We start from the raw sequence: 22,887 nt of genomic DNA, 5'->3' as shown, positions 1-22,887 counted from the left end.
TATGAGAAGTTCATACAATATAAATGACGTAGAATTACTATTAAAAGACATTACAGGGTTAGTAGAACCACAACCGACAGAAGAAAGAGAAAAGCTAATTCAACAGGGAAAACATTATTCAGAAATGTTACCAATTGAATATGTACCAACTGAAAAATACATGCAAATTTATGAAGAATCACTTCAACAATTTGCAAAAGTTAATGCAAAAGCGATTGGAATTTTATCGGATAAAATAATATCTCAAAAAGGAAAAGATGTTGTTTTAGTTTCACTAGCTAGAGCAGGAATTCCAGCGGGAATTTTAATTAAAAGATATATTCAAAAAAAATACAATTTTGAGGTAAAACATTACTCAATTTCAATTATAAGAGGACGTGGAATTGATAAAAATGCCATTAATTACATTTTAAAAAGATATAAGGCAAATCAAATAGTATTTGTAGATGGCTGGATTGGAAAAGGAGCCATTTTAAAAGAGCTTAAAAAAGATGTATTAGAGTTTGAAGGATTATCAAGCGAATTGGCGGTAATTGCTGATCCGGCTGGAGTATCTAGTTTATATGGTACAAGAGAAGATATTTTGATTCCAAGTTCATGTTTAAATAGTACGGTTTCGGGACTTATAAGTAGAACATTCCTTAGGGAAGATATTATCAAAAAAAATGATTTTCATGGTGCAGTATATTATGAGAATTTGGAAAACTCGGATTTATCATATGAATTTATAGAAGCAATAGAAAAAGAATTTGTTTTTTCAGATTGTGTTCAAGAAAAAGAAATAATATACAATAAATATAGATATGGTAAAGATGAAGTTGAAGCAATTGCAAAAGAATATGGAATTGATGATATTAATTTAGTTAAACCTGGAATTGGAGAAACAACAAGAGTACTTTTAAGGAGAGTACCTTGGAAAATATTGATTGATGAAAAGGTAAAAGATGAGCCTGAATTAAGTGCTTTAAAAAGACTTGCAAAAGAAAAAAATGTCCCAGTGGAATTTCATCCACTAGAACATTATAAGGCTTGTGGTATTATAAAAAAATTAGCTGATGCATAAAATTATTATTTGATAGTGTGTTTGCTAGTAGAAGGTGGTGTTATGTCAAATGATGATGTAACACCATATTCTTTTGCTAAAAACCATATTTTTTGAGCCCATCGATAGTGCGTTTTGTATTCGTTCATTCGAGTTTGGCTACCTTTTTTTGAAACCAATTGAGAAGATTTGAGATCATAGTTTAATATGCTGCATGCGTCTAAGTAGTCTTGATGAGAAACTTTAAGGGCATTATTTACAGCAGATATTTGTTTTGGGTGTATAACAGTTTTTCCGATGAAACCAAAATTTAAATCACGTCTTAGTTCATTTTTTAAACCTTCTTCCCAATTATATCCATCAAAATATTCCCAAACAGGACCGGAAATAACATAATCTGTTCCAAAAATTGTAACAATATTGGCAAGTATATTTGCAATAGGAACAATATCATAAATTGTTTCGTCGCTATGTCGTCTAAAACCATAATTATTACATAAATCGTTTCCGCCAACACGAATATTTAATACATATTTTTCAATAGGATTGAGTAAGTCTTTTAATTTATATAAAATTTTGACACGCTCAAGCTCATTTGTAAGGGTAGAATCCTCTAATATTGGTAAAACATAAAAAGTTTGTTCATAATCAGAATTAATTTTTTTGATTTCTGAAATATAGTTTTGAGCATTTTCTAATGAAAATTTTGGTATTATAAATCCTTTCACTAAAGTACGTGATTCTCCTAAACGTTTAGTTAAATCAGATATTTGTTTGGGATTACGTACACGTATAAAAATTTTAGGTATATAAAAATTATTTTTTTTAGAAGCATCATATATATCATTTAAAGATTTAATCATTATAGTTTCTGCTTCACTGACAAAATTATCATTTATCGTATCTTCTAAACATAAAGCAAGTGAAAATTTATGACCAAAATCCTCGTTTATAAGTTTGCGTGCTATATTAGATTTATTAGCAGGAGAATACAATAAAGCTCCTACACTGTAGTATAGTTCTGAATTTTTCATAATTACTCCTTTAAATTATAGTATCTAAAAAGAATTATAAGTTTTTTAATGATATATTTCAAGAAAAGTATCTGAGATAAGTAGGTAAAAAAATAAAAAGAGAGGAATGTAAGATTTAAATAACTAATTTAAAGGAAAAAGTAGAAAAATTAATAATGTTGTTTGAAAAGATAAAGTGTGATAATATTATAGTTAAGATTCCTTCAGAGAGGTACAATACTATGTATAGATGCGGAAAAATAAATCAATTAAATGATTTTTTTAAGGATATAACTATCCGAGAAAAAGATACAATTTTTCGTTGTAGAATAGAAGATTATAATCAAGATATTTTCGAATTTTTAAAAAAATATTTTGATGAGGCATATAAAAAAGGAGCTGTTTTAGAAGACGGAATAGCGAACCCAACAGAGCAAAATTTAGAGTATTTTTATTCAATTCATGGAAATGAATTTCAAAATTCAATCGAATTTTTTGCTGAAAAATTAAAAGTGTGGATGCCAAGACTAAATGATTATCAGAAAGATATTTTAGCAAAGTCAATTTACGACGAGTTATCAGGCTTAAAAAAAGCAGGTAAAAATGATAATATGCTAAAAAATGCTTACATTAAATTTATGTGCTGGTTGTATTATAAGTTTGAAAAAGTCGTTAATCAATCGAGTGATTTTTTTATACCTAAAATTTTATATATGGGAACATTTAGTAAGCATGAAATGCAATTTTTGAGTATGATTTCAAAAATTGGTTGTGATGTTGTGTTAGTTTTTAAAGATAAAGGACAAAGTTATAAAAAAATTGATCCAAGTGATAATTTTTCGTTTAAATATGAAGTTGAAAATGGAATTGATTTTCCAAGTGATTTTTCAGTAAAAAAATTAGCTGAAAAACCTGTAGTAAATGTGACAAAAATTAAAATGACAAATCGAGCGAACCAGCCGGTAAATAAACAAAAACAACCTATAAATAAACAAAAACAACCTATAAGAAAATTAGAAAGCGTATATATAAATGCTACAAATGTATGGATTGAGGGAGAGGGATTAAATGAAATTTTAAAACCTTATTCACAGCGTGGCGAAGATGAAAAATGTTTGTATACTTCATTTATTAGAATAAACGGAGTTGAGGATAAACAAACATATAGTAATGAATTATTTAATTTTACTGAGAAACTTAAACAAAATAATAGAAAATATGTGATACTAGAGAATGAAATTGAAAAACCGTCAGTGCAAGATATTTCTAAAATTCAAAGAGGAAATTATGCTGATGTTATTCAAATGGTAAATGGTTTAGCAAGAAACATTAATTATGCTAGTAATTTAGAATTACAAAAAATCATTTATGTAGAGTTTATTAATTTCTTTCTAGAAGAATCGCAAAAATTTGACAGCAATATGAATAAACTTATGAATAAAATGGTTTATAGTTTATGTTGGCTAAAAAAATATGGAGATATTTTATTTCATGATTGGAAGAAGGAAAATATTGGATGTCTTATATATTTAGGTGGTTGTAGAGATGAAAATGAGGCTTTATTTATCAGATTTTTGTCACATCTACCGTTAGATATTTTAATATTAGTTCCAAATTTAAACAATAAATGTGTATTGACAGATGAAAAATTATATGAAATAAATTATACTCAAAGTATAGAATTAAATAGTTTTCCAAAGCATGGTGGTGGATTGAGTTATAATACAGTTGCATATAATGCTGAAAAAGAGCTAGATACACTTATGTATCAGGACTCTGGATTATATAGAGTTAAACAATTTAGTAAAGCAAATGTTATTTTTCTTAAAACCATGTTCGAAGAAATTGAGTTGTTATGGGATGAAGGTGTTAAATTTAGACCAGGGTTTGATACTATAAATGATACAGTTAATTTGCCGGTTATTTCGGCTAAAGTTTCTGGTGTGAAGGATAAAAATGTAAAAGAATATCTTGCATTGATTAATAAATTGAAAGCATCAGAGAACGTATTAGTAGTACAAAACGGCAATTATAATATATCTGATTCAAAAAATCAAATTAAACAATATGCAACAAGTTTCTTTAAAAACGGTAGATTACTTAAGGAAAAGATTAAAACACATAATTCGTATAAATATGGACTTTTACGTGAAGATATGCAAGATTATATGTTAGAAAAATTGCAAATTCTTATAGAACAATGTATAATCAAAGGCACATATCAAAATGGGACTGAGTATACTATCATTTCGGTTGCTTTAAATTTGAATAATGATGTTATACGATTGATACAAGATTTTGATTTTACAGGGAAAAATCCAAAGGTGTTATATTTCAATACCACAGAAAGAACTTGCACACTAGAGGAAACAATTTTCTTTGCATATTTAAACTTGTTGGGATTTGATGTTGTATTTTTTGTACCAACAGGTTATCAATGCATAGAACAATTTTTAAATAAAAAGTATTTTTCAGAATATCAAATTGGTGATTATATGTTTGATATTCCAACTAATCAAGTGGACAATGTACTAACTTCGATTACGAATAAACTATTTAGAAGATAAGAGGAGAAAAAATGGGATTAAATTTTAAAACAAATGAAGCACAAACAACTGTAGGAACAGTTCCTTCTACAACAACAGATATTGTGGAGGTTAAGCCATACGATATTGTAGAGGACAGAAAAAAGATGAATGAGACATTGGTGGCATCTAAAGAAGTAGATGATTTAGTTAGCAAAATTGAAATTGCGGATCTAAATACAATAGTATCTTTTGGTGCAGAAGCAGCAGATGAAATTGCTAAAGCTTCGGATGTTGTATTAAATGGAATGTCACTATCTCAAATTGAAGAGTCTAGCGAGATGCTTAATACTTTATCAAAAATTATGTCAAAATTCGACATAGAAGAAATCAAGCAAGAACCAGGATTTTTAAATAAATTATTTGGAAATTTCAAGAAACAATTAGAGAAAATCTTAGAAAAATACCAAACAATGGGTGGAGAAGTAGATAAAATTTACGTTCAGCTTAAAAAGTATGAAGATGAAATAAAAGAATCTAATAAGAAGTTGGATAAGATGTTTGATGCTAATGTAGAATATTATCATTTATTGGTTAAATATATATTAGCTGGAGAACAAGGCTGTCAGGAAATCAAAGACTACATCGAAAAAAGACAAGCTGACTTTGAAGCAACTGGGGATAATTCTATACAGTTTGAAATTCAAAATCTTAATCAAGCGTTAATGATGCTTGAACAAAGAACACAGGATTTAAGAATTGCTGAAAATGTTGCTATGCAATCAATTCCAATGATTAAAACAATGGAATTTTCTAATTTAAATTTAGTTAGAAAAATTAATTCAGCGTTTATTATTACATTACCAGTATTTAAACAGGCATTGGCACAGGCAATTATGCTTAAACGTCAAAAGATTCAGGCTGAAGCTATGGCTGCATTAGATGAAAAAACTAATGAATTATTAATTAAAAATGCAAATAATACAGTTGAACAGTCTAAGATGACAGCAAGACTTGCGTCAGGAAGTTCTGTTAAAATTGAAACTCTTGAATCAACATGGAGAACTATTGTTAATGGTATTGAAGAGACAAAGAATATTCAAGAGAGTGCAAGAGCTAAGCGAATTGAAGATCAAGCAAGACTTGAGCAAATAAAAAAAGACTTCAATGAAAGATATCATATGCCTGATAGCAAAAGATAAATTTGTTATTAAAAGCAAGGGAAATAGGGAGGAAAGAATATGCCAATTAACTTATCAAAAGGACAAAAAATTGATTTAACAAAAGAAAAACCAAGTTTACACAAAATTAGAGTTGGTCTAGGTTGGGATGTAAATGAATTTGATACAGGTGGAAGTTTCGACTTAGATGCATCAGCTTTTTTAGCTGGATCAAATGGAAAATGTTCACAAGAAACAGATTTCGTTTTTTACGGAAATCTAGAACATCCATCAAAAGCTGTTGTTCATACAGGAGATAATAGAACTGGTGAAGGCGAAGGTGATGATGAAGTTATTAACGTTGATTTAGCACTAGTTCCAGATAGAATTGAAAGAATAGCTTTTACAGTTACAATTTATGAAGCAGAAAAGAAAAACCAAAATTTCGGTCAGGTTGCGAATGCCTATATTAGACTTATCGATGAAGAAACAAACGAGGAAATAGTTCGTTATGATTTAGGAGAGGATTTCTCAATTGAAACAGCCATTGTTGTTGGAGAATTATACAAAAATAATGGAAATTGGAAATTTAATGCAATAGGTAGTGGATTCCAAGGTGGACTTGCAGCGTTATGTGGTCACTTTGGTTTAGAAGCAGAATAATGAGGAGGAAAGATTATGCCAGTTAATTTAACAAAAGGACAAAAAGTAAGTTTAACAAAAGATAATCCAGGTTTAAGTAAAATAGTAGTAGGATTAGGATGGGATGCTAACAAATACGATACAGGTTCACAATTTGATTTAGATGCATCAGCTTTCGTTTTAGGAAGTAGTGGCAAAGTTAATTCATCTAATGATTTTGTATTTTATGGAAATAAAAAAGATCCTTCAGGCGCAGTAGAACACCTTGGAGATAACAGAACAGGTGCAGGTGAAGGCGATGATGAACAGATTAGAATTAATCTTTCTGCAATGCCAGCGAATGCAGAAAGAGTTGCTTTTACAGTTACAATTTATGATGCAGAAACAAGAAATCAAAACTTTGGACAGGTAAGTAATGCTTACATCAGAGTTTATAATGAAGAAACAAATGAAGAAATTGTTCGTTATGATTTAGATGAAGATTTTTCTATTGAAACAGCAGTTATTTTTGCTGAAGTATACAAACACGGTAATGAGTGGAAAGTTAATGCAATTGGCAGTGGATATCAAGGTGGATTAGCAGCACTTTGCGCAAACTATGGTGTAGAAGTAGAATAATGGGAGGATATGATTATGGCTATTAATTTATCAAAAGGACAAAAAATTAATTTATCAAAAGAGAAACAAGGTTTAGATAAAATAATTGTAGGTTTAGGTTGGGATGCAGCAAAAAAAAGATTTGGTATATTCGGCCAAGATATTGATTGTGATGCATCAGCAATATTATTAAGAGATGGTAAATTTGTTAACAAGAAAGACTTAGTCTATTTTGGAAACTTAAAACATAAATCAGGTGCAGTAAAACATTGTGGAGACAACTTAACAGGCAATGGCAATGGTGATGATGAACAAATTATTGTTGAGTTAAGTAAAGTACCAAATGATGTTGACAGAATCGTTTTCGTGGTTAACATTTATGAATGTTTATCTAGAAAACAGCATTTTGGAATGGTTAAAAATGCATTTATTAGAGTTGTAGATCAAAACACTCAAGGCGAAATATGTAGATATAATTTATCTGAAGATTATGCCGGATGCACAGCAATGATTATGGGAGAAGTATCTAGAGAAGGAAATGAATGGCATTTCCACGCATTAGGACAAGGTACAAACGATGCAGGAATCGGTGATCTAGTTAACAGATTTAACTAAAATATAGGGAGAAAAGATAAAATGAAATTTGAAGGTTTAAATAACTCTCAAGTTGAAGAGTCTCGTAAGAAATTTGGTTCAAATGTAATACCTGATTCAGAGCCAACAACTTTTTGGGATGAATTTAAGGAAACATTTAGTGATCCTATGATAAAAATATTGTTAGCGATTGCTGCGCTAATGATTGTTATGTTTTTCTTAGGATATGCAGAAATTTATGAACCAATTGGAACTATTGTAGCGGTATTAATTGTAGCTGTAGTTTCAGCAAAAACTGGAGTCGCTAGTGATACAAAATACAGAGAACTAAAAGACAGTACTAAAAAAGATACATGTAAAGTTCATCGTGAAGGAAAATTAGAAGTAATTTTAGTTGACGATGTTGTTGTTGGAGATAAAGTGTTACTTCAATCAGGAGATAAAATTCCTGCAGACGGAATTTTAATCGATGGAAAATTAAGAGTTGATAACTCTGCTCTTAATGGTGAAGCTGAAGAATGTAAAAAAGAAGCTGCTCCAATTGAAACAGAATTAGCCGAGGATATCACAGGTGATACATTTGTTGATAAACACTCATTGTTTAGAGGAGCTGTAGTATTCGATGGTGAAGGATACTTAGACGTTAGAAAAGTCGGCTTAAAAACTATGATGGGTAAAATGGCTGAAGAAATGCAAGAAGATGAGCCAGATTCACCACTTAAAGTTAAACTTGGAATTTTAGCAAAACAGATTTCTACATTTGGATATATCGGAGCTATTGTAATTGCAGCATTTTATATGATTCACACAATTACATTAGCACATGGTTTAGGCGCATTTTTGGCACAGGGACCAGAAGTTGTAATCAAAAGTATTGTTGATGCAGTTTCATTAGCTGTTGTAATTATTGTATGTGCAGTACCAGAGGGACTTCCACTTATGATTTCTCTTGTACTTATGCAAAATACAAGTAAGATGTTAGACCACAATGTATTAGTTAGAAAAGCTGAAGGTATTGAAACAGCTGGATCATTAAATATTTTGTTTAGTGATAAAACTGGTACAATTACAAAAGGTTCATTAGAAGTAGTTGATTTCTTTACAGCTGATGGAAATAGTATTGCTATTAGTGAATTAGATAAACATGAAAAAGTTAAAAGTTTAATTAACTTTGCAATTGGTAAAAATACTCAGTCACTTTTTGATGCAGAAGGTAGAGTAGTTGGTGGTAATGCTACAGATCAAGCATTAATGAAATTCTTAGGAATTGATGTATTCAATGAATTAGAAAATGATGATGTACATAAGATTACAGCAAACCAAGGATTTAACTCAACAAACAAGTTCTCACAAGCTAGAATTGATAGTTTAGGAAAAACATTCTACAAAGGTGCACCAGAAAGACTTTTAGCAAAAGCTAAAAAATACTTAGATGCAGATGGTAATGTAAAAGATTTAAATCTTGAAGTTTTAAACAAAAAGATTGATGACTTAGCTGTTAAAGCAATGAGAGTATTAGCTTTTGGATATTCTGAAAAAGATTTAACAGAAAATAGTATTAATGATGACCTTGTTTTAATTGGTTTAGTAGGTATTAGAGATGATGTTCGTGCAGAAGCTAAAGAAGCTATTCACGAAGTTAGAAAAGCTGGAATTCAAGTTGTAATGATTACAGGTGATAGATTAGAAACAGCTGTAGCTATTGCAAAAGATGCAGGACTTATTGAATCAGATGAAGATAAAGCAATTTCATCAGCTCAACTTAATGAAATGTCTGATGATGAAGTAAAAGCAATTATTCCACATATCAGAGTAATTGCAAGAGCTTTACCAACAGATAAATCAAGAATGGTAAGACTTTGTCAGGAAATGAACCTTGTTGTAGGTATGACAGGTGATGGTGTTAACGATTCTCCAGCTCTTAAACGTGCAGACGTAGGTTTTGCAATGGGTAGCGGTACAGAAGCTGCAAAAGAAGCTGGTAAGATTGTTATTTTAGATGATAACTTTAAATCAATTAAAGATGCTATTTGGTATGGTAGAACAATTTATCATAACATTTTAAAATTCTGTAAATTCCAGTTAGTAATTAACGTTACAGCTGTATTAGTAAGTGCTATAGCTCCTTTCTTTGGAGTTGAAGAACCACTTAAAGTAACTCACTTGTTATTTGTTAACTTAGTAATGGATGGACTTGGCGCTATTATGTTAGGTAATGAGCCAGCACTTGAAAAATATATGTCAGAAAAACCAAGACGTAGAGATGAAAGCATCATTAGTAAAAAAATGATGGGTCAGATTGTAACAATGGGTCTTTGGTTGACAGTAGTAAGTTTTATTTACTTAAAACTTCCATTTTTCCAGAACTTATTTGTTAAAGCAGGAGAAAAATATAAAGTTGCTGATAATAATTTACCATATGTAAGACATTTGACAGGTTACTTTGTATTATTTATTGTTGCTGCATTATTTAACGGATTCAATGTAAGAGATGACGGATTTGGAATCTTTAAGAACTTAGTTTCAGGCAAAGATAAGAATACAGGTTTCTTAAAAGTATTTGTTGCAATTTGTGCAGTTCAATGCCTAATTGTTAATGCAACAGTAGTACCAAATGAAGTATTTAAATTTATCGGTAAGATGTTTAGCTGTGAAACATTTGGTCTTAAAGGATGGGTTGCAGTTATTTTACTTGCATTCACAATGATTCCAGTTGACATTGTAAGAAAATTTATTACAAAGTCATATAAAGAAGCATAAAAAGTCTGTTGTTATTAAATAGAATTAAAAAAGATGGCGTGTTAATTTCAAATTGGAGTTAATGCGACATCTTTTTTATGTAAGTGGAGGATAAAGTTATGACAATATTATTTTCAGATTTAGACAAAACATTAATATATTCCTATAAGCATGATATTGGGAAACAAAAAGAATTAGTAGAGATGTATCAAGGCAGAGAAGTATCTTATATGTCGAAAAAGAGTGTTCAAGCAATGAAAAAAATAATGGGGACAAGAAAAATTGCCAAAGAAAATGATGTACTTTTTGTTCCAACAACAACTAGAACAATCATGCAATATAACAGAATAAATTTGCCAATCGAAAATCCTAAATACGCATTAGTTTGTAATGGAGGTATTTTATTAGAAGAAGGAGAAATTAATAAAAAATGGTATCAAGAATCATTAGAGTTAATTGAAGATTCAAATGAAGAAATGAGAAAGGCAATAGAAATATTAGAAAATGACGAATTAGTTAACTTTGAAATTAGATATATTGAAAAATTATTTGTATTTACAAAAAGCAAAGATCCCCAAAAAACTATAGATAAATTAAAAAAGAAAGTAGATTCTGATAAGGTTGATGTATTTTTTAATGGTGTTAAAGTGTATGCTGTGCCTAAAGAACTTACAAAAGGAAATGCTTTAAAAAGATTTGTAGCATTCTATGAGAAATTAAAGGCAGAAAAAAATAATGTAGATAAAAACAACACAAAAAAAATAAATCCGGTAAAATTAAACGGCAAGCATATAAATACGATAGCAGCGGGTGATTCGTTGTTTGATATTTCTATGTTAGAGAGTGCTGATAAAGCTTTTGCGCCGATTAATCTAGCTGATAAAATAAATAAAAAAGTTAACGTGTGCCCTGAAAATGAACTGCTTTCTGAAAGAATACTTTGCTCTATAATAAAAGATATCAGACAATAAAAAAATAAAATTAAAAAAATCAGAAAAAGATGTTGACATTATTAATAATGCATGTTACATTATATATAACAAATCACTTAGTAAAAAGAAAAGAGGTTGAGTTTAGAAAAAGAATAGTTTATTAAATCACTTAGGAATGAAAAAGAAGTACTAAGTGAAATCTAAAAAAGGAGGTACGGTCCAAAAGGAACGTTACTTAGGCAAGAAGCAACCATGTAAACTAAAATCAAATTGGAAACCAATAGACGAAGGAATAATGGAAGATAAAAAGTGATGTTAATGTAGTGATATCATTTGGTAGTAAGTCTATTAGGGGAACGAAAGAAGAGATTTTAGAATGTTTTTTAACTGATGGATGAGACAATACTCAAGCCATTAAGAAAAGGCATAACGGAGGTATAGGCCATTGGAAATAACAGTTAGATAGGCGTCGTTCGAATAAGAATAATTTTCGAACGACGCCTATCTTATTTTGTAAAAAAATGGTACAATTAATCCGATAAATAAAATAACTATTTTTTTTAGGAGACAAATATGAAACTTATATCATGGAACGTTAATGGCCTTAGAGCTTGCGTAAAAAAAGGTTTTGAAGATTTTTTTAATGAAATAGATGCAGATGTTTTTTGTATTCAAGAGTCGAAATTACAAGAGGGTCAAATAGATTTACAACTTGAAGGATACCATCAATATTGGAATTATGCTGAAAAAAAAGGATATTCAGGTACGGCTCTGTTTACTAAAAAGGAACCATTGAGTGTTACTTATGGAATGGGAATAGAAGAACATGATAAGGAAGGACGAGTTATTACAGCAGAATTTGAAGATTTTTATGTAGTAACATGTTATACACCAAATGCAAAAAGAGAATTAGAGCGTCTCGAGTATAGAATGGTTTGGGAAGATGATTTTAGAAAATATTTAAAAAAATTAGAAGAAAATAAACCAGTTATTATGTGTGGAGATTTAAATGTTGCTCATAAAGAGATTGATTTAAAAAATCCAAAAACTAATCGTAAAAATGCCGGTTTCACAGATGAAGAAAGAGGCAAAATGACAGAACTATTAGATGCTGGTTTTATAGATACATTTAGATATTTTTATCCTGATAAGGAAGAAATATATTCATGGTGGTCATATAGATTTAAGGCAAGAGAAAAGAATGCAGGATGGAGAATTGATTATTTTATAACTTCTGATGCATTAAAAGATAAATTAGTTGATGCTAAAATTCATACAGAGATTTTAGGTTCAGATCATTGTCCTGTTGAATTAGATATAAAAGCCGAAAATTAAGTAACAACATTTTTTGGAAAAATAGTCAAGTAAAAAAACAATAATTATACATCGCTTTTTTTGGCAAATAGTCTATAGAAAACTTTTTTCATATAAGATATAATTATTCTCGTTGTGAAAACGAAGAGGAGAGTGTGTATATGACAAAAGAAGTATTAGACGATGTAATGCTTAAAGGAAAATGCAAGGGAAAGGCGGAAGCTGTGGTAAGGTGTCAGTGTAATATTGAAAATGCACCTAAAAATTGTCCACAAGCTCAAAATTGTATGATTTATTCGTATTATAAATGTGCTAAGTATTGGAAAAGATTAGCTTAAGTTTTATAGGAGGCTCTTGAGGTGGCAAAGCGGCCACACAAGGGCTTTTTTTGTAATTTTTTATATATAAAATTTATGATATAACGGAGGAAATAAAAATGAAAATATTAGTATTAAGTGATTCACACGGAGATGTTGCTTCAATGTGCGAAGCAGTAAGACAAGAGATGCCTGATGTCATTTTTCATTTAGGTGATCTTATAAGAGATGCCAAAGAGTTACATAATGAATTTAAAGAGATACCTTTTTTCATGGTGCCAGGAAATTGTGATGGATATGGTTATGATGATATAGAATTATCAGAGAAAGTTGTTGAATTAGAAGGTAAGCGTTTTTTACTTTTGCATGGACATACTAGAGGTGTAAAATTAGGATATATGTCACTTGAATACCGTGCAAGAGAATTAGAAGTCGATGCAGCTTTATTTGGACATACACATGTACCTTATGCAGATTATTTTGGAGAAACATTAATTTTTAATCCGGGTAGCATAGGTCAACCTCATTATGGTCAAGAACCAACCTATGGAATTTTAGAAATAGTTGATGGTGAATTAGAGTATGAGCATGTTGAATTTTCTGGGGTGTGTTCCAGGTAAAAAAAGTTCTCGTAAGCTGTCAGATAAAATAAAAAAGACAATAAAAGGGTTTCTAAAGAAACAATAAAATATTATCGCTCCTTTTAAAAAAATAATTTTATAACCTTAAGTTATAGGCGAAATAACAATAAAAAAATTGACTGTATAGGGTGTTATGGTTTACAATATTGTTTGAATTTTATAAAAATAACGAGGAGCGAAAAATGGTTAAAGTAGTCAAATTTGGTGGAAGCTCTTTGGCAAATGCTGAACAGTTTGCTAAAGTTGGAAAAATAATACGTGCAGATAAAACAAGACAATATGTTGTACCTAGTGCACCTGGAAAAAGACACGCAAAAGATACTAAAGTTACAGATATGCTATATAAATGTTATGGATACGCAGAAGCAGATGAAGACTTTCGTGTTTTATTAATGAAAATAAAGGATCGTTATGATTCTATTATTAATGGTTTGAGAATAAAAGTAAGCTTAGATAAAGAATTTAAGATTATAAGTGATAATTTTAAAAATAAAATTGGAGAAGACTATGCAGCTTCTCGTGGTGAATATCTAAATGGTATTGTAATGGCTGCATATTTAGGATATACATTTATTGATGCAGCAGAAGTAATTTTCTTTAATGAGAATGGTGAACTTGATATGGATAAAACCATAAAAGTTTTAAGAGATAGATTATCAAAAGAAGAAAATGCTGTAATTCCAGGTTTTTATGGAAGTTTACCGGATGGTACAGTAAAAACATTTTCAAGAGGCGGATCAGATATAACTGGATCAATAGTTGCAAGAGCTGTACATGCGAGTTTATATGAGAACTGGACAGATGTATCAGGATGTCTAGTTGCAGATCCTAGAATAATTGATAATCCTGTACCAATTGAAGTTATTACATATAGAGAATTAAGAGAATTATCATACATGGGGGCATCTGTTTTACATGAAGATGCAATTTTCCCTGTAAGAAAAGTTGGTATTCCAATTAATATTAAAAATACAAATGCACCAGAAGATCCAGGTACATTAATCGTGGAAAGCACAGTTCAAAAACCAGACTATACAATAACAGGTATTGCTGGTAAAAAAGGATTCGTAGCTGTAAATATAGATAAAGATATGATGAATGGAGAGATAGGATTCTGCCGTAAAGTATTACAAGCATTTGAAGAGGCAGATATTTCTATCGAGCATATGCCATCAGGAATTGATACTATGACAGTATTTGTTCAGCAAGATGAGTTTAAAGTAAAAGAGCAGCAGATTATTAGTTCAATTAGAAGAAATCTTGAGCCAGACGTAATTGATATGGAAGGTGACTTGGCACTTATAGCTGTTGTTGGGAGAGGAATGAAATCTACAAGAGGTACAGCCGGTAGAATCTTCTCAGCCCTAGCACATTCAAGAATCAATGTAAAAATGATAGATCAAGGTTCATCAGAGCTTAATATCATTATTGGTGTAAGTAATTGTGATTTTGAAGAAGCAATAAAAGCAATTTATGATATCTTTGTTGAAACAAGATTATAAAATAATATATTTTTTATAAGAACCGTTGAGTATAAAAACCGTTGGGTACATAATGTTACTTAGCGGTTTTTTCACATAAATCTATGAAGTCTTATGATTTTTTATTATTTCATTCTAGGATTGTGAAAGTTTTTTTAAAACTTTTTGATTTTTCTGTAAAAAACTATATTTTCTTGCAAAAAAAATAATAATGATGTAAAGTTATAATTTACATAAAAAAGAATCAATTAGCATTTGATTATAAAATAAAAAGGGCTTTAGAAACAGGACTATAAAAGCACGATACAATAAGATTTATAGAAAGAGGAAAAAAATGAAAAAAAAATTTTGTGAAATTACAAGAGAGAAAAGAATCAAGCATAAAATATGTATAATAGTTGCAATTGCTATTATGTGTATTTTTTTTGGAGTATTTTTTTTGGATGCTAAATTAGCGGATGAGGAAAGGCTTAATCTTGACAAGAATTCGATTAATGACTGTAAAAACTATCAAGCAGTAAAATTAACAACAACTTCAGTACCAAATGAAATCGGAGTAAAAGAAAAGTCATCAACAGTATATAGTACAATAGAAGTAAATAAAAAGCTTTATATATTAGAATCCGAAGAAGATGAATTAGCTAATATTAAAGAAGAGATACAAAAACATGGAAAATATGTTATTAAAGGAGCTGTAAGTGAAATATCTGAAGAAAAAGAACTATATGAATTCCTATTAAGGAAATTATATGAGTGGAATGGTAAAGATAGTGACTCATTTATCAGACTTAGAGATATTTTTGGTGAATACTATATTGTGAATGAAAGCACAGGCGAAAGTAAAATAGGATTTTTATCTAGAATAGCATTTAAATTATTAAAATATGATGTTTTGTTTTTAGTGTACGGAGTTTTACGTGTTATGCTTGATAGAAAGTATGGTAAGTACATGAAGAGATATACAGAATATGAAAGAGAAAAAATAGATGCAGAAGTATGTGGCGGCAAAAAAGAGTATATAGGCAAAATATATTTGACACCTACTTATTTCGTTTCAGATTTAGTAGCAGTACCGTATGAAGATATTTGTTGGATGTATTGTAAAACTGTTAAAGTGAATTTTATAAAAGTAAGTGAGCAATTAGTGGTTTCTACAATTGATGGTTTTACTTTTGCAGTAACTTGTTCTAAAAACAGGGATTATGATCCCAAAATTCTTGTAATGAGAAAATGTTTAGAAAAAAATCCAAATATTGCAATAGGATATGACAGACATAAAAAAGCTAGATATTCGAAACTAAAAAAAGAAATAAGAAGACTAAAAAGAGAAGGTAAAGATCCTATTAAGGAATATAGAAACAAGGATTTTGTAGTATATTTTGGATAAGATAATAGAAATTGAATAGTAAAATAATCCCTTATTAATACATATTTTAAATAGCCTATATTTTTACGATAATTTGTAAAAAAAGGATACATATCACTGAAAATATTAGTAAGGGATTTTTTACATAAAGTAATTATTTTTATATGATATTATATACAACTTTATATATAATATTATGCTTGTTTACTTTTTTCATAAGCTTCAAGACATGCGATTGCAAGTTGATCACCACATGATGTGTTTTTAACACCACATTTAATGCCTTTAATACGTTTAACAACTTCTTCAACAGTCATACCTTCAACGAGTTGTGGAATGGCTTGAAGATTACCAGGACATCCACCAGTAAAAGTTACATTTCTGACGATATTTCCATCTAATTCTAATTCGATTTTACTAGAACAAGTACCTTTTGTTTTATAAGTGTATTTAAACATATTTCCTCCTAAGATGAATAGAATTTATGAATCATTATAACAAGCTTTATTGTTTAATACAAGTTATTTATAGTGATATAACAGAATAGACAAAATGTATTTACAAATATGTGAATTGTTAAAAAAAAGTTAACAATTAGTTAATTGCTTTTGGTTGAGAATAAAGTGATAAAGTGTTATAATTTTGTCATTGTTTATGATAGGAGTAGGTATAGTATGAGTACAATTACAAAGATTTTTGGCACACATAGCCAAAGGGAACTTAAACGAATCAAATCTAAGGTAGATAAAATTGAATCATACCACGATTCAATGAGAGCTCTTTCTGATGATGAGTTAAAAGGAAAGACATTAGAGTTTAAAGATAGACTAAAAAAAGGAGAAACCCTAGATGACATTTTGCCAGAAGCATTTGCTACTGTTCGTGAGGCAGCAAAGCGTGTATTAGGCATGGAACATTATAGAGTTCAACTTATTGGTGGTATTATTCTTCACCAAGGTAGAATTGCGGAGATGCGTACTGGTGAAGGTAAGACTTTAGTATCAACATTACCAGCTTATCTAAATGCACTTGAAGAAAAAGGTGTACATATCGTAACAGTAAATGATTACTTGGCAAAACGTGATGCTGAGTGGATGGGAAAAGTACATGAATTCTTAGGACTAAAAGTTGGTGTTGTATTAAATGATATGGACAACGACGAAAGAAGAGAAGCCTATAATTGTGATATTACTTATGTAACTAACAACGAATTAGGTTTTGATTACTTAAGAGACAACATGGTAATCTATAAAGAACAGTTAGTTCAAAGAGGATTACATTATGCTGTAATCGATGAGGTCGATTCTGTATTAATTGATGAGGCAAGAACTCCACTTATTATTTCAGGACAAAGTGGCAAATCTACTAAATTATATGAAGCATGTGATGTTTTAGCCAAACAGTTACAAAGAGGTGAAGACTTACCAGAGTATTCAAAGATGGATGCTTTAATGGGTATCGAGCAAGAAGAAACTGGTGACTTTATCGTTAATGAGAAAGATAAAATTGTTAACTTAACACAAGAAGGTGTTAAGAAAGTTGAAAGATTTTTTAACATAGATAACTTAGCTGATACAGAAAATTTAGAGATTCAGCACAACGTTAACCTTGCACTTAGAGCACATAATTTAATGTTTAAAGATCAAGATTATGTAGTTAAAGATGATGAAGTTTTAATCGTTGATGAATTTACAGGAAGAATTATGCCAGGTCGTCGTTACTCAGATGGATTACATCAGGCGATTGAAGCTAAGGAACATGTAAAAGTTAAACGTGAAAGTAAGACTCTTGCAACTATTACATTCCAGAACTTCTTTAACAAATATGAGAAGAAATCTGGTATGACAGGTACAGCGCTTACAGAAGAAAAAGAGTTTAGAGATATTTATGGAATGGATGTTATTGAAATTCCAACTAATAAACCAATTGCACGTATTGATCATGATGATGCTGTATACAAATCTAAAGATGAGAAATTTAAAGCTGTAGTTGAAGAAGTTGTGGAAGCACACAAAAAAGGACAACCTGTTCTTGTTGGTACAATTACAATTGAAACTTCAGAATTGATTAGTGAAATGCTAAAAAGACGTGGAATTAAGCATACAGTATTAAATGCCAAATTTCATGAGCAGGAAGCTGAAATTGTAGCACAAGCTGGTCAGCATGGTGCGGTTACAATTGCAACAAATATGGCTGGTCGTGGTACAGATATTAAGCTTGATGATGAAGCATTAGCAGCTGGCGGATTAAAAATTATTGGTACAGAAAGACATGAATCTAGACGTATCGATAATCAGTTAAGAGGTCGAGCTGGTCGTCAAGGTGACCCAGGTGAATCACAGTTCTTCTTATCACTTGAAGATGATTTATTAAGATTATTTGGTTCAGAAAGATTAATGTCAATTTTTGAAACATTAGGTGTTCCAGAAGGTGAACAAATCAAACATAAAATGTTAAGCTCTGCAATTGAAAGAGCACAAAAGAAAATTGAAAGTAATAACTATGGTATTCGTAAGAACCTTCTTGAATACGATCAAGTTAATAATGAGCAAAGAGAAATTATGTATGCTGAACGTCGTCGAGTATTAGATGGCGAAAATATGAGAAACGTTATCTTCAAGATGATTCAAGATAGAGTAGAAGCAGCAGTTGATACATGTATTTCTTCAGAAATCGATAGAAGCGACTGGAATCTTAAAGAATTAGATGAATTGTTACTTCCTGTTATTCCAATGGAACCAATAAGACATATGGATTTATCAGAAGTTAAAAATGAAAAACAATTAAAGCAATTCTTAAAAGAAAAAGCAGTAAAATTATACGAAGAAAAAGAAGCTGAATTCCCTGAAATAGAGCAATTTAGAGAATTAGAGCGTGTAGTATTACTTAGAGTAATGGATAGAAAATGGATGGATCATATTGATGATATGGACCAATTACGTCAAGGTATTGGTTTACAAGCATATGGTCAAAGAGATCCAAAAATTGAATACAAAATGGTTGGCTTTGACATGTTCTCAGAAATGACATCAGCTATTCAAGAAGATACAATTAAACTTCTATATCATGTAAATGTAGAAGAAAAAGTTGAAAGAGAAGAAGTAGCTAAAGTTACTGGAACAAATAAAGATGCAGAAGCACCAAGAGTTCCTAAGAAGAGAGAAAATGCTAAAATCTATCCAAATGATCCATGTCCTTGTGGATCAGGTAAAAAATATAAAAACTGCTGTGGCAGAAATTAGAATCTAATATGTGATAATCATGTATTTAAGCTAAAATAAAGTCACAGATAATAATCAAAAATTAATGTAGGATGTGAAATGATATGTTCATGGTTTAAATATGAATATATCGTTTTCACATCTTTTTTTATAGTAATACAGAGGTTTAAAAAGAAGCGTAATTAACAAAAATTTTATAAAAATAAGTCAAATTAACGAAAAATAATAAAAATATCATTAAATTATGTTGCAAAATACCATATAAAGTGATATATTAAAGATATCTTAAAAATATGCCTATGAGAGAAGAGAATGTGGCAGATAGCAGTGATTGTTGTGCATCTTTTTGTTACATTCTCTTTTGTGTTGTAGGAAGAATACTAATAAAAAGATGGAGTAAGGGTTTATGTGTAGGGAGTTTGTAAAAACAGTCGAAAATACGCCAATTGTAGCTGCTATTAAAAATAAAGAGGGTTTGGAGGTGTGTTTAAAAACAGATATTGATGTTATTTTTGTTTTATATGGAGATGTGTGTAGCATACCGCATATAGTAAAAAAAATAAAAGACGCGGGCAAAATTGCAATGGTGCACATTGACTTGATAAATGGTTTAAGTGGGAAAAATGTTGCAGTAGATTATATTAAAAATAACACGCAAGCGGATGGAATAATAACCACAAAAAACAATTTGATAGCACATGCTAAAGAAGTGGGGTTGAATACAATTTTAAGATATTTTGTATTAGATAGTATGGCACTTTTAACAATAGAAAATCAAGCAAAGCAAAGTAACATACAACCAGATATAATTGAAATTATACCAGGGGTAGTTGTTCCAAAAATTATAAAATGCATTGATAAAATAAGTAAAGTTCCGGTTATGGCTGGGGGGCTAATTTCGGACAAAGAGGACGTTATGAATGCATTATCGAGTGGAGCAATTTCAATATCTACAACTAATCAAAATGTCTGGTTCTTAGATTAAATCTCAAGGCAGGTAGAGGAGGAAAAAAATGGCAAAATATGTAATGGCATTGGATGCAGGTACAACTAGTAACAGATGTATTTTATTTAATGAAAAGGGAGAAATGTGTAGTGTTGCTCAAAAAGAATTTACACAATATTTCCCACAGCCAGGTTGGGTTGAGCATGATGCAAATGAAATTTGGCAAACACAATTATCAGTTGCTCGTGCTGCAATGAATAAAATTGGTGCAAAAGCAGAGGACATTGCGGCAATTGGTATTACAAACCAACGTGAAACAACAATTGTTTGGGATAAAAAAACAGGTCAGCCAGTATATCATGCCATTGTATGGCAGTGTCGTAGAACTGCTGATTATGCAGAAAGTTTAAAAGAAAAAGGATTTGTAGATTGCTTTAGAAAGAAAACTGGTTTAGTAATCGATCCTTATTTTTCAGGAACAAAATTAAGATGGATTCTTGAAAATGTTCCAGGTGCTAGAGAAAGAGCTGAAAAGGGAGAATTATTATTTGGTACAGTTGATAGTTGGTTGATTTTTAAATTAACAAAAGGAAAAGTTCATGTAACAGATTATTCAAACGCTTCTAGAACAATGTTATTTAACATTAATACACTTGAATGGGATGAGGACATTTTAAAAGAATTAAATATTCCAAAATCAATGTTGCCAGAAGCAAAACCATCAAGTTGCGTTTATGGAGAATCAGATCCAGAATTCTTTGGAGGACCAATTAAAATTGCAGGAGCTGCAGGAGATCAACAGGCTGCATTATTTGGTCAAACATGTTTTACAGCTGGTGAAGCAAAAAACACATATGGCACAGGTTGCTTTATGTTGATGAATACAGGTGAAAAACCAATTTTCTCTAAAAATGGATTATTAACAACTATTGCATGGGGATTAGATGGAAAAGTTAATTATGCATTAGAGGGTTCAGTATATGTTGCAGGTGCTGCAATTCAATGGTTAAGAGATGAAATGAGAATTATAGATACATCTCCTGATTCAGAATATTTTGCAACACAAGTAAAAGATACAAATGGTTGTTACGTAGTACCAGCTTTTACAGGATTAGGAGCACCATACTGGGATCCATATGCTAGAGGTGTTATTACAGGCTTAACTCGAGGCGTTAATAAATATCATGTAATCAGAGCGACTCTTGAGTCATTAGCTTTCCAGACAAACGATGTTTTACATGCAATGGAACTAGATTCTGGAATTCATCTATCAGCATTAAAAGTTGATGGTGGAGCTTGTAAAAATAACTTCTTAATGCAGTTCCAGTCAGATATTATTGGAGCACCAGTTAGAAGACCTGAGTGTGTAGAAACAACAGCTATGGGAGCATCTTATCTTGCTGGTTTGGCAGTTGGATATTGGAAGAACAAAGAAGATGTTATGAAAAACTGGACAATTGATAAAACTTTTGAACCAGAAATGACAGAAGAACAAAGAAAAGAAGAAATAACTGGATGGGATAAAGCTGTTAAATGTTCATTTAACTGGGCAAAAGAAGAATAATAAATATGGGGGTATAGAATATGCGAATATTTATTTGTGAATTGATAGGAACAGCTATGTTATTGTTATTAGGTAACGGAGTTAACTGTAATGTTTCACTTAATAAATCCGGCCAAAAAGGTGGAGGAAGTGTTCAAACAGGACTTGCATGGGGTCTTGCGGTTTTACTACCTGCTTTTATTTTTGGAAGAACAACAGGAGCGCATTTTAACCCAGCTGTTACATTAGCACTTGCAGTTGAAGGATCTGTAAAAGCTAGTGATATTCCTTACTACCTTTTAGGACAATTTGTAGGAGCATTTATCGGAGCAGCAATTGTTATTTTATTATTCTATGATCACTTTAAAGCAACAGATGATCCAAGTGTTAAACTTGGTTGTTTTGCAACAGGCGGAACAATTAGAAATACTTTTTTGAATTTCTGTTCAGAATTTGTTTGCGGTTTTGTTTTATTGTTTGCAATTAAAGGAATTGGACAGGTTAGTGGCGCTGATAAAGTTGGCTTAAATTACTTACTTGTTTATGCTATCATCGTTTCAATTGGTATGTCACTTGGTGGATTGACAGGATATGCTATGAACCCAGCTAGAGATTTTGGACCAAGACTAGCATATGCAGTTTTACCAGTTCCAGGAAAAGGTGATGCAGATTGGGGTTATGCATGGATTCCGGTTGTAGCACCAGTATTAGGCGGTATTGCGGCAGTATTATTATATTCAGCAATACCATTTGCTTAAAAATATTTTAAATAAATATTGAATTGTGGAGATAGGAGTCAAACAATTATCTACTT

At 30.6% G+C, this 22,887-nt stretch carries 19 protein-coding genes; 17 read left to right on the top strand and 2 right to left on the bottom strand.

Annotation, left to right across the window (positions count from 1 at the left end; genetic code table 11):
* The first annotated feature begins 1 nt into the window (after position 1).
* Positions 2 to 1,063: a cysteine protease StiP family protein gene (locus BMY79_RS04785; RefSeq protein ID WP_022748474.1), complete on the top strand. Its 1,062-nt coding sequence runs from the start codon at positions 2 to 4 to the stop codon at positions 1,061 to 1,063.
* Positions 1,064 to 1,068: 5 nt separating this feature from the next.
* Here BMY79_RS04785 and BMY79_RS04780 read toward each other — a convergent pair whose 3' ends face one another.
* Entirely contained in the window at positions 1,069 to 2,076 is a 1,008-nt protein-coding gene (locus tag BMY79_RS04780) for an HpcH/HpaI aldolase/citrate lyase family protein (protein ID WP_074730497.1), read from the bottom strand.
* Positions 2,077 to 2,297: 221 nt separating this feature from the next.
* Here BMY79_RS04780 and BMY79_RS04775 point away from each other — a divergent pair, with 221 nt between their 5' ends.
* From BMY79_RS04775 to BMY79_RS04725, 12 genes are all read left to right on the top strand, one after another.
* Positions 2,298 to 4,622, top strand: a complete 2,325-nt coding sequence (locus BMY79_RS04775; RefSeq protein WP_074730496.1) for a YceG family protein — start codon at positions 2,298 to 2,300, stop codon at positions 4,620 to 4,622.
* An 11-nt stretch (positions 4,623 to 4,633) separates the two neighbouring features.
* Entirely contained in the window at positions 4,634 to 5,782 is a 1,149-nt protein-coding gene (locus tag BMY79_RS04770; RefSeq protein ID WP_022748470.1) for a toxic anion resistance protein, read from the top strand.
* A gap of 39 nt (positions 5,783 to 5,821) precedes the next feature.
* Entirely contained in the window at positions 5,822 to 6,403 is a 582-nt protein-coding gene (locus tag BMY79_RS04765; RefSeq protein ID WP_022748469.1) for a TerD family protein, read from the top strand.
* Positions 6,404 to 6,418: 15 nt separating this feature from the next.
* Positions 6,419 to 7,000, top strand: coding sequence for a TerD family protein (locus tag BMY79_RS04760; protein WP_022748468.1), 582 nt, complete (start codon positions 6,419 to 6,421; stop codon positions 6,998 to 7,000).
* Between the two features lie 15 nt (positions 7,001 to 7,015).
* Positions 7,016 to 7,594, top strand: a complete 579-nt coding sequence (locus tag BMY79_RS04755; protein ID WP_029067115.1) for a TerD family protein — start codon at positions 7,016 to 7,018, stop codon at positions 7,592 to 7,594.
* A 21-nt stretch (positions 7,595 to 7,615) separates the two neighbouring features.
* The gene (locus tag BMY79_RS04750; RefSeq protein ID WP_074730495.1) at positions 7,616 to 10,333 is read left to right on the top strand and encodes a calcium-translocating P-type ATPase, PMCA-type; all 2,718 of its coding nucleotides are present in this window, start codon (positions 7,616 to 7,618) and stop codon (positions 10,331 to 10,333) included.
* Positions 10,334 to 10,431: 98 nt separating this feature from the next.
* Positions 10,432 to 11,283: an HAD hydrolase family protein gene (locus BMY79_RS04745; protein WP_074730494.1), complete on the top strand. Its 852-nt coding sequence runs from the start codon at positions 10,432 to 10,434 to the stop codon at positions 11,281 to 11,283.
* Positions 11,284 to 11,817: 534 nt separating this feature from the next.
* Positions 11,818 to 12,579, top strand: coding sequence for an exodeoxyribonuclease III (locus tag BMY79_RS04740; RefSeq protein ID WP_022748461.1), 762 nt, complete (start codon positions 11,818 to 11,820; stop codon positions 12,577 to 12,579).
* Positions 12,580 to 12,719: 140 nt separating this feature from the next.
* Positions 12,720 to 12,896 (top strand): hypothetical protein, encoded by a 177-nt coding sequence (locus BMY79_RS12150; protein WP_022748459.1) that lies wholly within the window; start codon positions 12,720 to 12,722, stop codon positions 12,894 to 12,896.
* Positions 12,897 to 12,994: 98 nt separating this feature from the next.
* On the top strand, positions 12,995 to 13,495 hold the full coding sequence (locus tag BMY79_RS04735) for a metallophosphoesterase family protein (RefSeq protein WP_022748458.1): 501 nt from the start codon (positions 12,995 to 12,997) through the stop codon (positions 13,493 to 13,495).
* A 203-nt stretch (positions 13,496 to 13,698) separates the two neighbouring features.
* Entirely contained in the window at positions 13,699 to 15,018 is a 1,320-nt protein-coding gene (locus BMY79_RS04730) for an aspartate kinase (RefSeq protein WP_022748457.1), read from the top strand.
* 313 nt (positions 15,019 to 15,331) lie between these two features.
* Positions 15,332 to 16,384 carry a hypothetical protein gene (locus tag BMY79_RS04725; RefSeq protein ID WP_074730493.1) on the top strand — a complete coding sequence of 351 codons (1,053 nt, stop codon included), beginning with the start codon at positions 15,332 to 15,334 and terminating at the stop codon, positions 16,382 to 16,384.
* Positions 16,385 to 16,557: 173 nt separating this feature from the next.
* Here BMY79_RS04725 and BMY79_RS04720 read toward each other — a convergent pair whose 3' ends face one another.
* Entirely contained in the window at positions 16,558 to 16,821 is a 264-nt protein-coding gene (locus BMY79_RS04720; RefSeq protein WP_034229875.1) for a TIGR03905 family TSCPD domain-containing protein, read from the bottom strand.
* A 216-nt stretch (positions 16,822 to 17,037) separates the two neighbouring features.
* Between BMY79_RS04720 and secA the strand changes: the two genes are divergently transcribed.
* The 4 genes from secA to BMY79_RS04700 all read left to right on the top strand — a co-directional run bounded on the left by secA (position 17,038) and on the right by BMY79_RS04700 (position 22,831).
* Positions 17,038 to 19,605, top strand: coding sequence for a preprotein translocase subunit SecA (gene secA, locus BMY79_RS04715; RefSeq protein ID WP_022748451.1), 2,568 nt, complete (start codon positions 17,038 to 17,040; stop codon positions 19,603 to 19,605).
* A gap of 385 nt (positions 19,606 to 19,990) precedes the next feature.
* On the top strand, positions 19,991 to 20,569 hold the full coding sequence (locus BMY79_RS04710; protein ID WP_022748450.1) for a glycerol-3-phosphate responsive antiterminator: 579 nt from the start codon (positions 19,991 to 19,993) through the stop codon (positions 20,567 to 20,569).
* Positions 20,570 to 20,597: 28 nt separating this feature from the next.
* Positions 20,598 to 22,094 (top strand): glycerol kinase GlpK, encoded by a 1,497-nt coding sequence (gene glpK, locus BMY79_RS04705; RefSeq protein WP_074730492.1) that lies wholly within the window; start codon positions 20,598 to 20,600, stop codon positions 22,092 to 22,094.
* A 20-nt stretch (positions 22,095 to 22,114) separates the two neighbouring features.
* On the top strand, positions 22,115 to 22,831 hold the full coding sequence (locus BMY79_RS04700; protein WP_022748447.1) for an MIP/aquaporin family protein: 717 nt from the start codon (positions 22,115 to 22,117) through the stop codon (positions 22,829 to 22,831).
* Positions 22,832 to 22,887: the final 56 nt, after the last annotated feature.

Source organism: Lachnobacterium bovis, from assembly GCF_900111325.1.
In the GTDB taxonomy this organism is placed as follows: domain Bacteria; phylum Bacillota; class Clostridia; order Lachnospirales; family Lachnospiraceae; genus Roseburia; species Roseburia bovis_A.
Note: the sequence above shows the minus strand (reverse complement) of the source record. Positions and strands in the feature narration are given on the sequence as shown.

Coding starts and splice junctions, on each gene's coding strand:
- BMY79_RS04745 (WP_074730494.1), top strand. CDS start 10,432: ATGACAATATTATTTTCAGATTTAGACAAAACATTAATATATTCCTAT.
- BMY79_RS04750 (WP_074730495.1), top strand. CDS start 7,616: ATGAAATTTGAAGGTTTAAATAACTCTCAAGTTGAAGAGTCTCGTAAG.
- BMY79_RS04700 (WP_022748447.1), top strand. CDS start 22,115: ATGCGAATATTTATTTGTGAATTGATAGGAACAGCTATGTTATTGTTA.
- BMY79_RS04730 (WP_022748457.1), top strand. CDS start 13,699: ATGGTTAAAGTAGTCAAATTTGGTGGAAGCTCTTTGGCAAATGCTGAA.
- secA (WP_022748451.1), top strand. CDS start 17,038: ATGAGTACAATTACAAAGATTTTTGGCACACATAGCCAAAGGGAACTT.
- BMY79_RS04755 (WP_029067115.1), top strand. CDS start 7,016: ATGGCTATTAATTTATCAAAAGGACAAAAAATTAATTTATCAAAAGAG.
- BMY79_RS04780 (WP_074730497.1), bottom strand. CDS start 2,076: ATGAAAAATTCAGAACTATACTACAGTGTAGGAGCTTTATTGTATTCT.
- BMY79_RS04720 (WP_034229875.1), bottom strand. CDS start 16,821: ATGTTTAAATACACTTATAAAACAAAAGGTACTTGTTCTAGTAAAATC.
- BMY79_RS04785 (WP_022748474.1), top strand. CDS start 2: ATGAGAAGTTCATACAATATAAATGACGTAGAATTACTATTAAAAGAC.
- BMY79_RS04735 (WP_022748458.1), top strand. CDS start 12,995: ATGAAAATATTAGTATTAAGTGATTCACACGGAGATGTTGCTTCAATG.
- BMY79_RS12150 (WP_022748459.1), top strand. CDS start 12,720: ATGACAAAAGAAGTATTAGACGATGTAATGCTTAAAGGAAAATGCAAG.
- glpK (WP_074730492.1), top strand. CDS start 20,598: ATGGCAAAATATGTAATGGCATTGGATGCAGGTACAACTAGTAACAGA.
- BMY79_RS04765 (WP_022748469.1), top strand. CDS start 5,822: ATGCCAATTAACTTATCAAAAGGACAAAAAATTGATTTAACAAAAGAA.
- BMY79_RS04725 (WP_074730493.1), top strand. CDS start 15,332: ATGAAAAAAAAATTTTGTGAAATTACAAGAGAGAAAAGAATCAAGCAT.
- BMY79_RS04710 (WP_022748450.1), top strand. CDS start 19,991: ATGTGTAGGGAGTTTGTAAAAACAGTCGAAAATACGCCAATTGTAGCT.
- BMY79_RS04770 (WP_022748470.1), top strand. CDS start 4,634: ATGGGATTAAATTTTAAAACAAATGAAGCACAAACAACTGTAGGAACA.
- BMY79_RS04775 (WP_074730496.1), top strand. CDS start 2,298: ATGTATAGATGCGGAAAAATAAATCAATTAAATGATTTTTTTAAGGAT.
- BMY79_RS04760 (WP_022748468.1), top strand. CDS start 6,419: ATGCCAGTTAATTTAACAAAAGGACAAAAAGTAAGTTTAACAAAAGAT.
- BMY79_RS04740 (WP_022748461.1), top strand. CDS start 11,818: ATGAAACTTATATCATGGAACGTTAATGGCCTTAGAGCTTGCGTAAAA.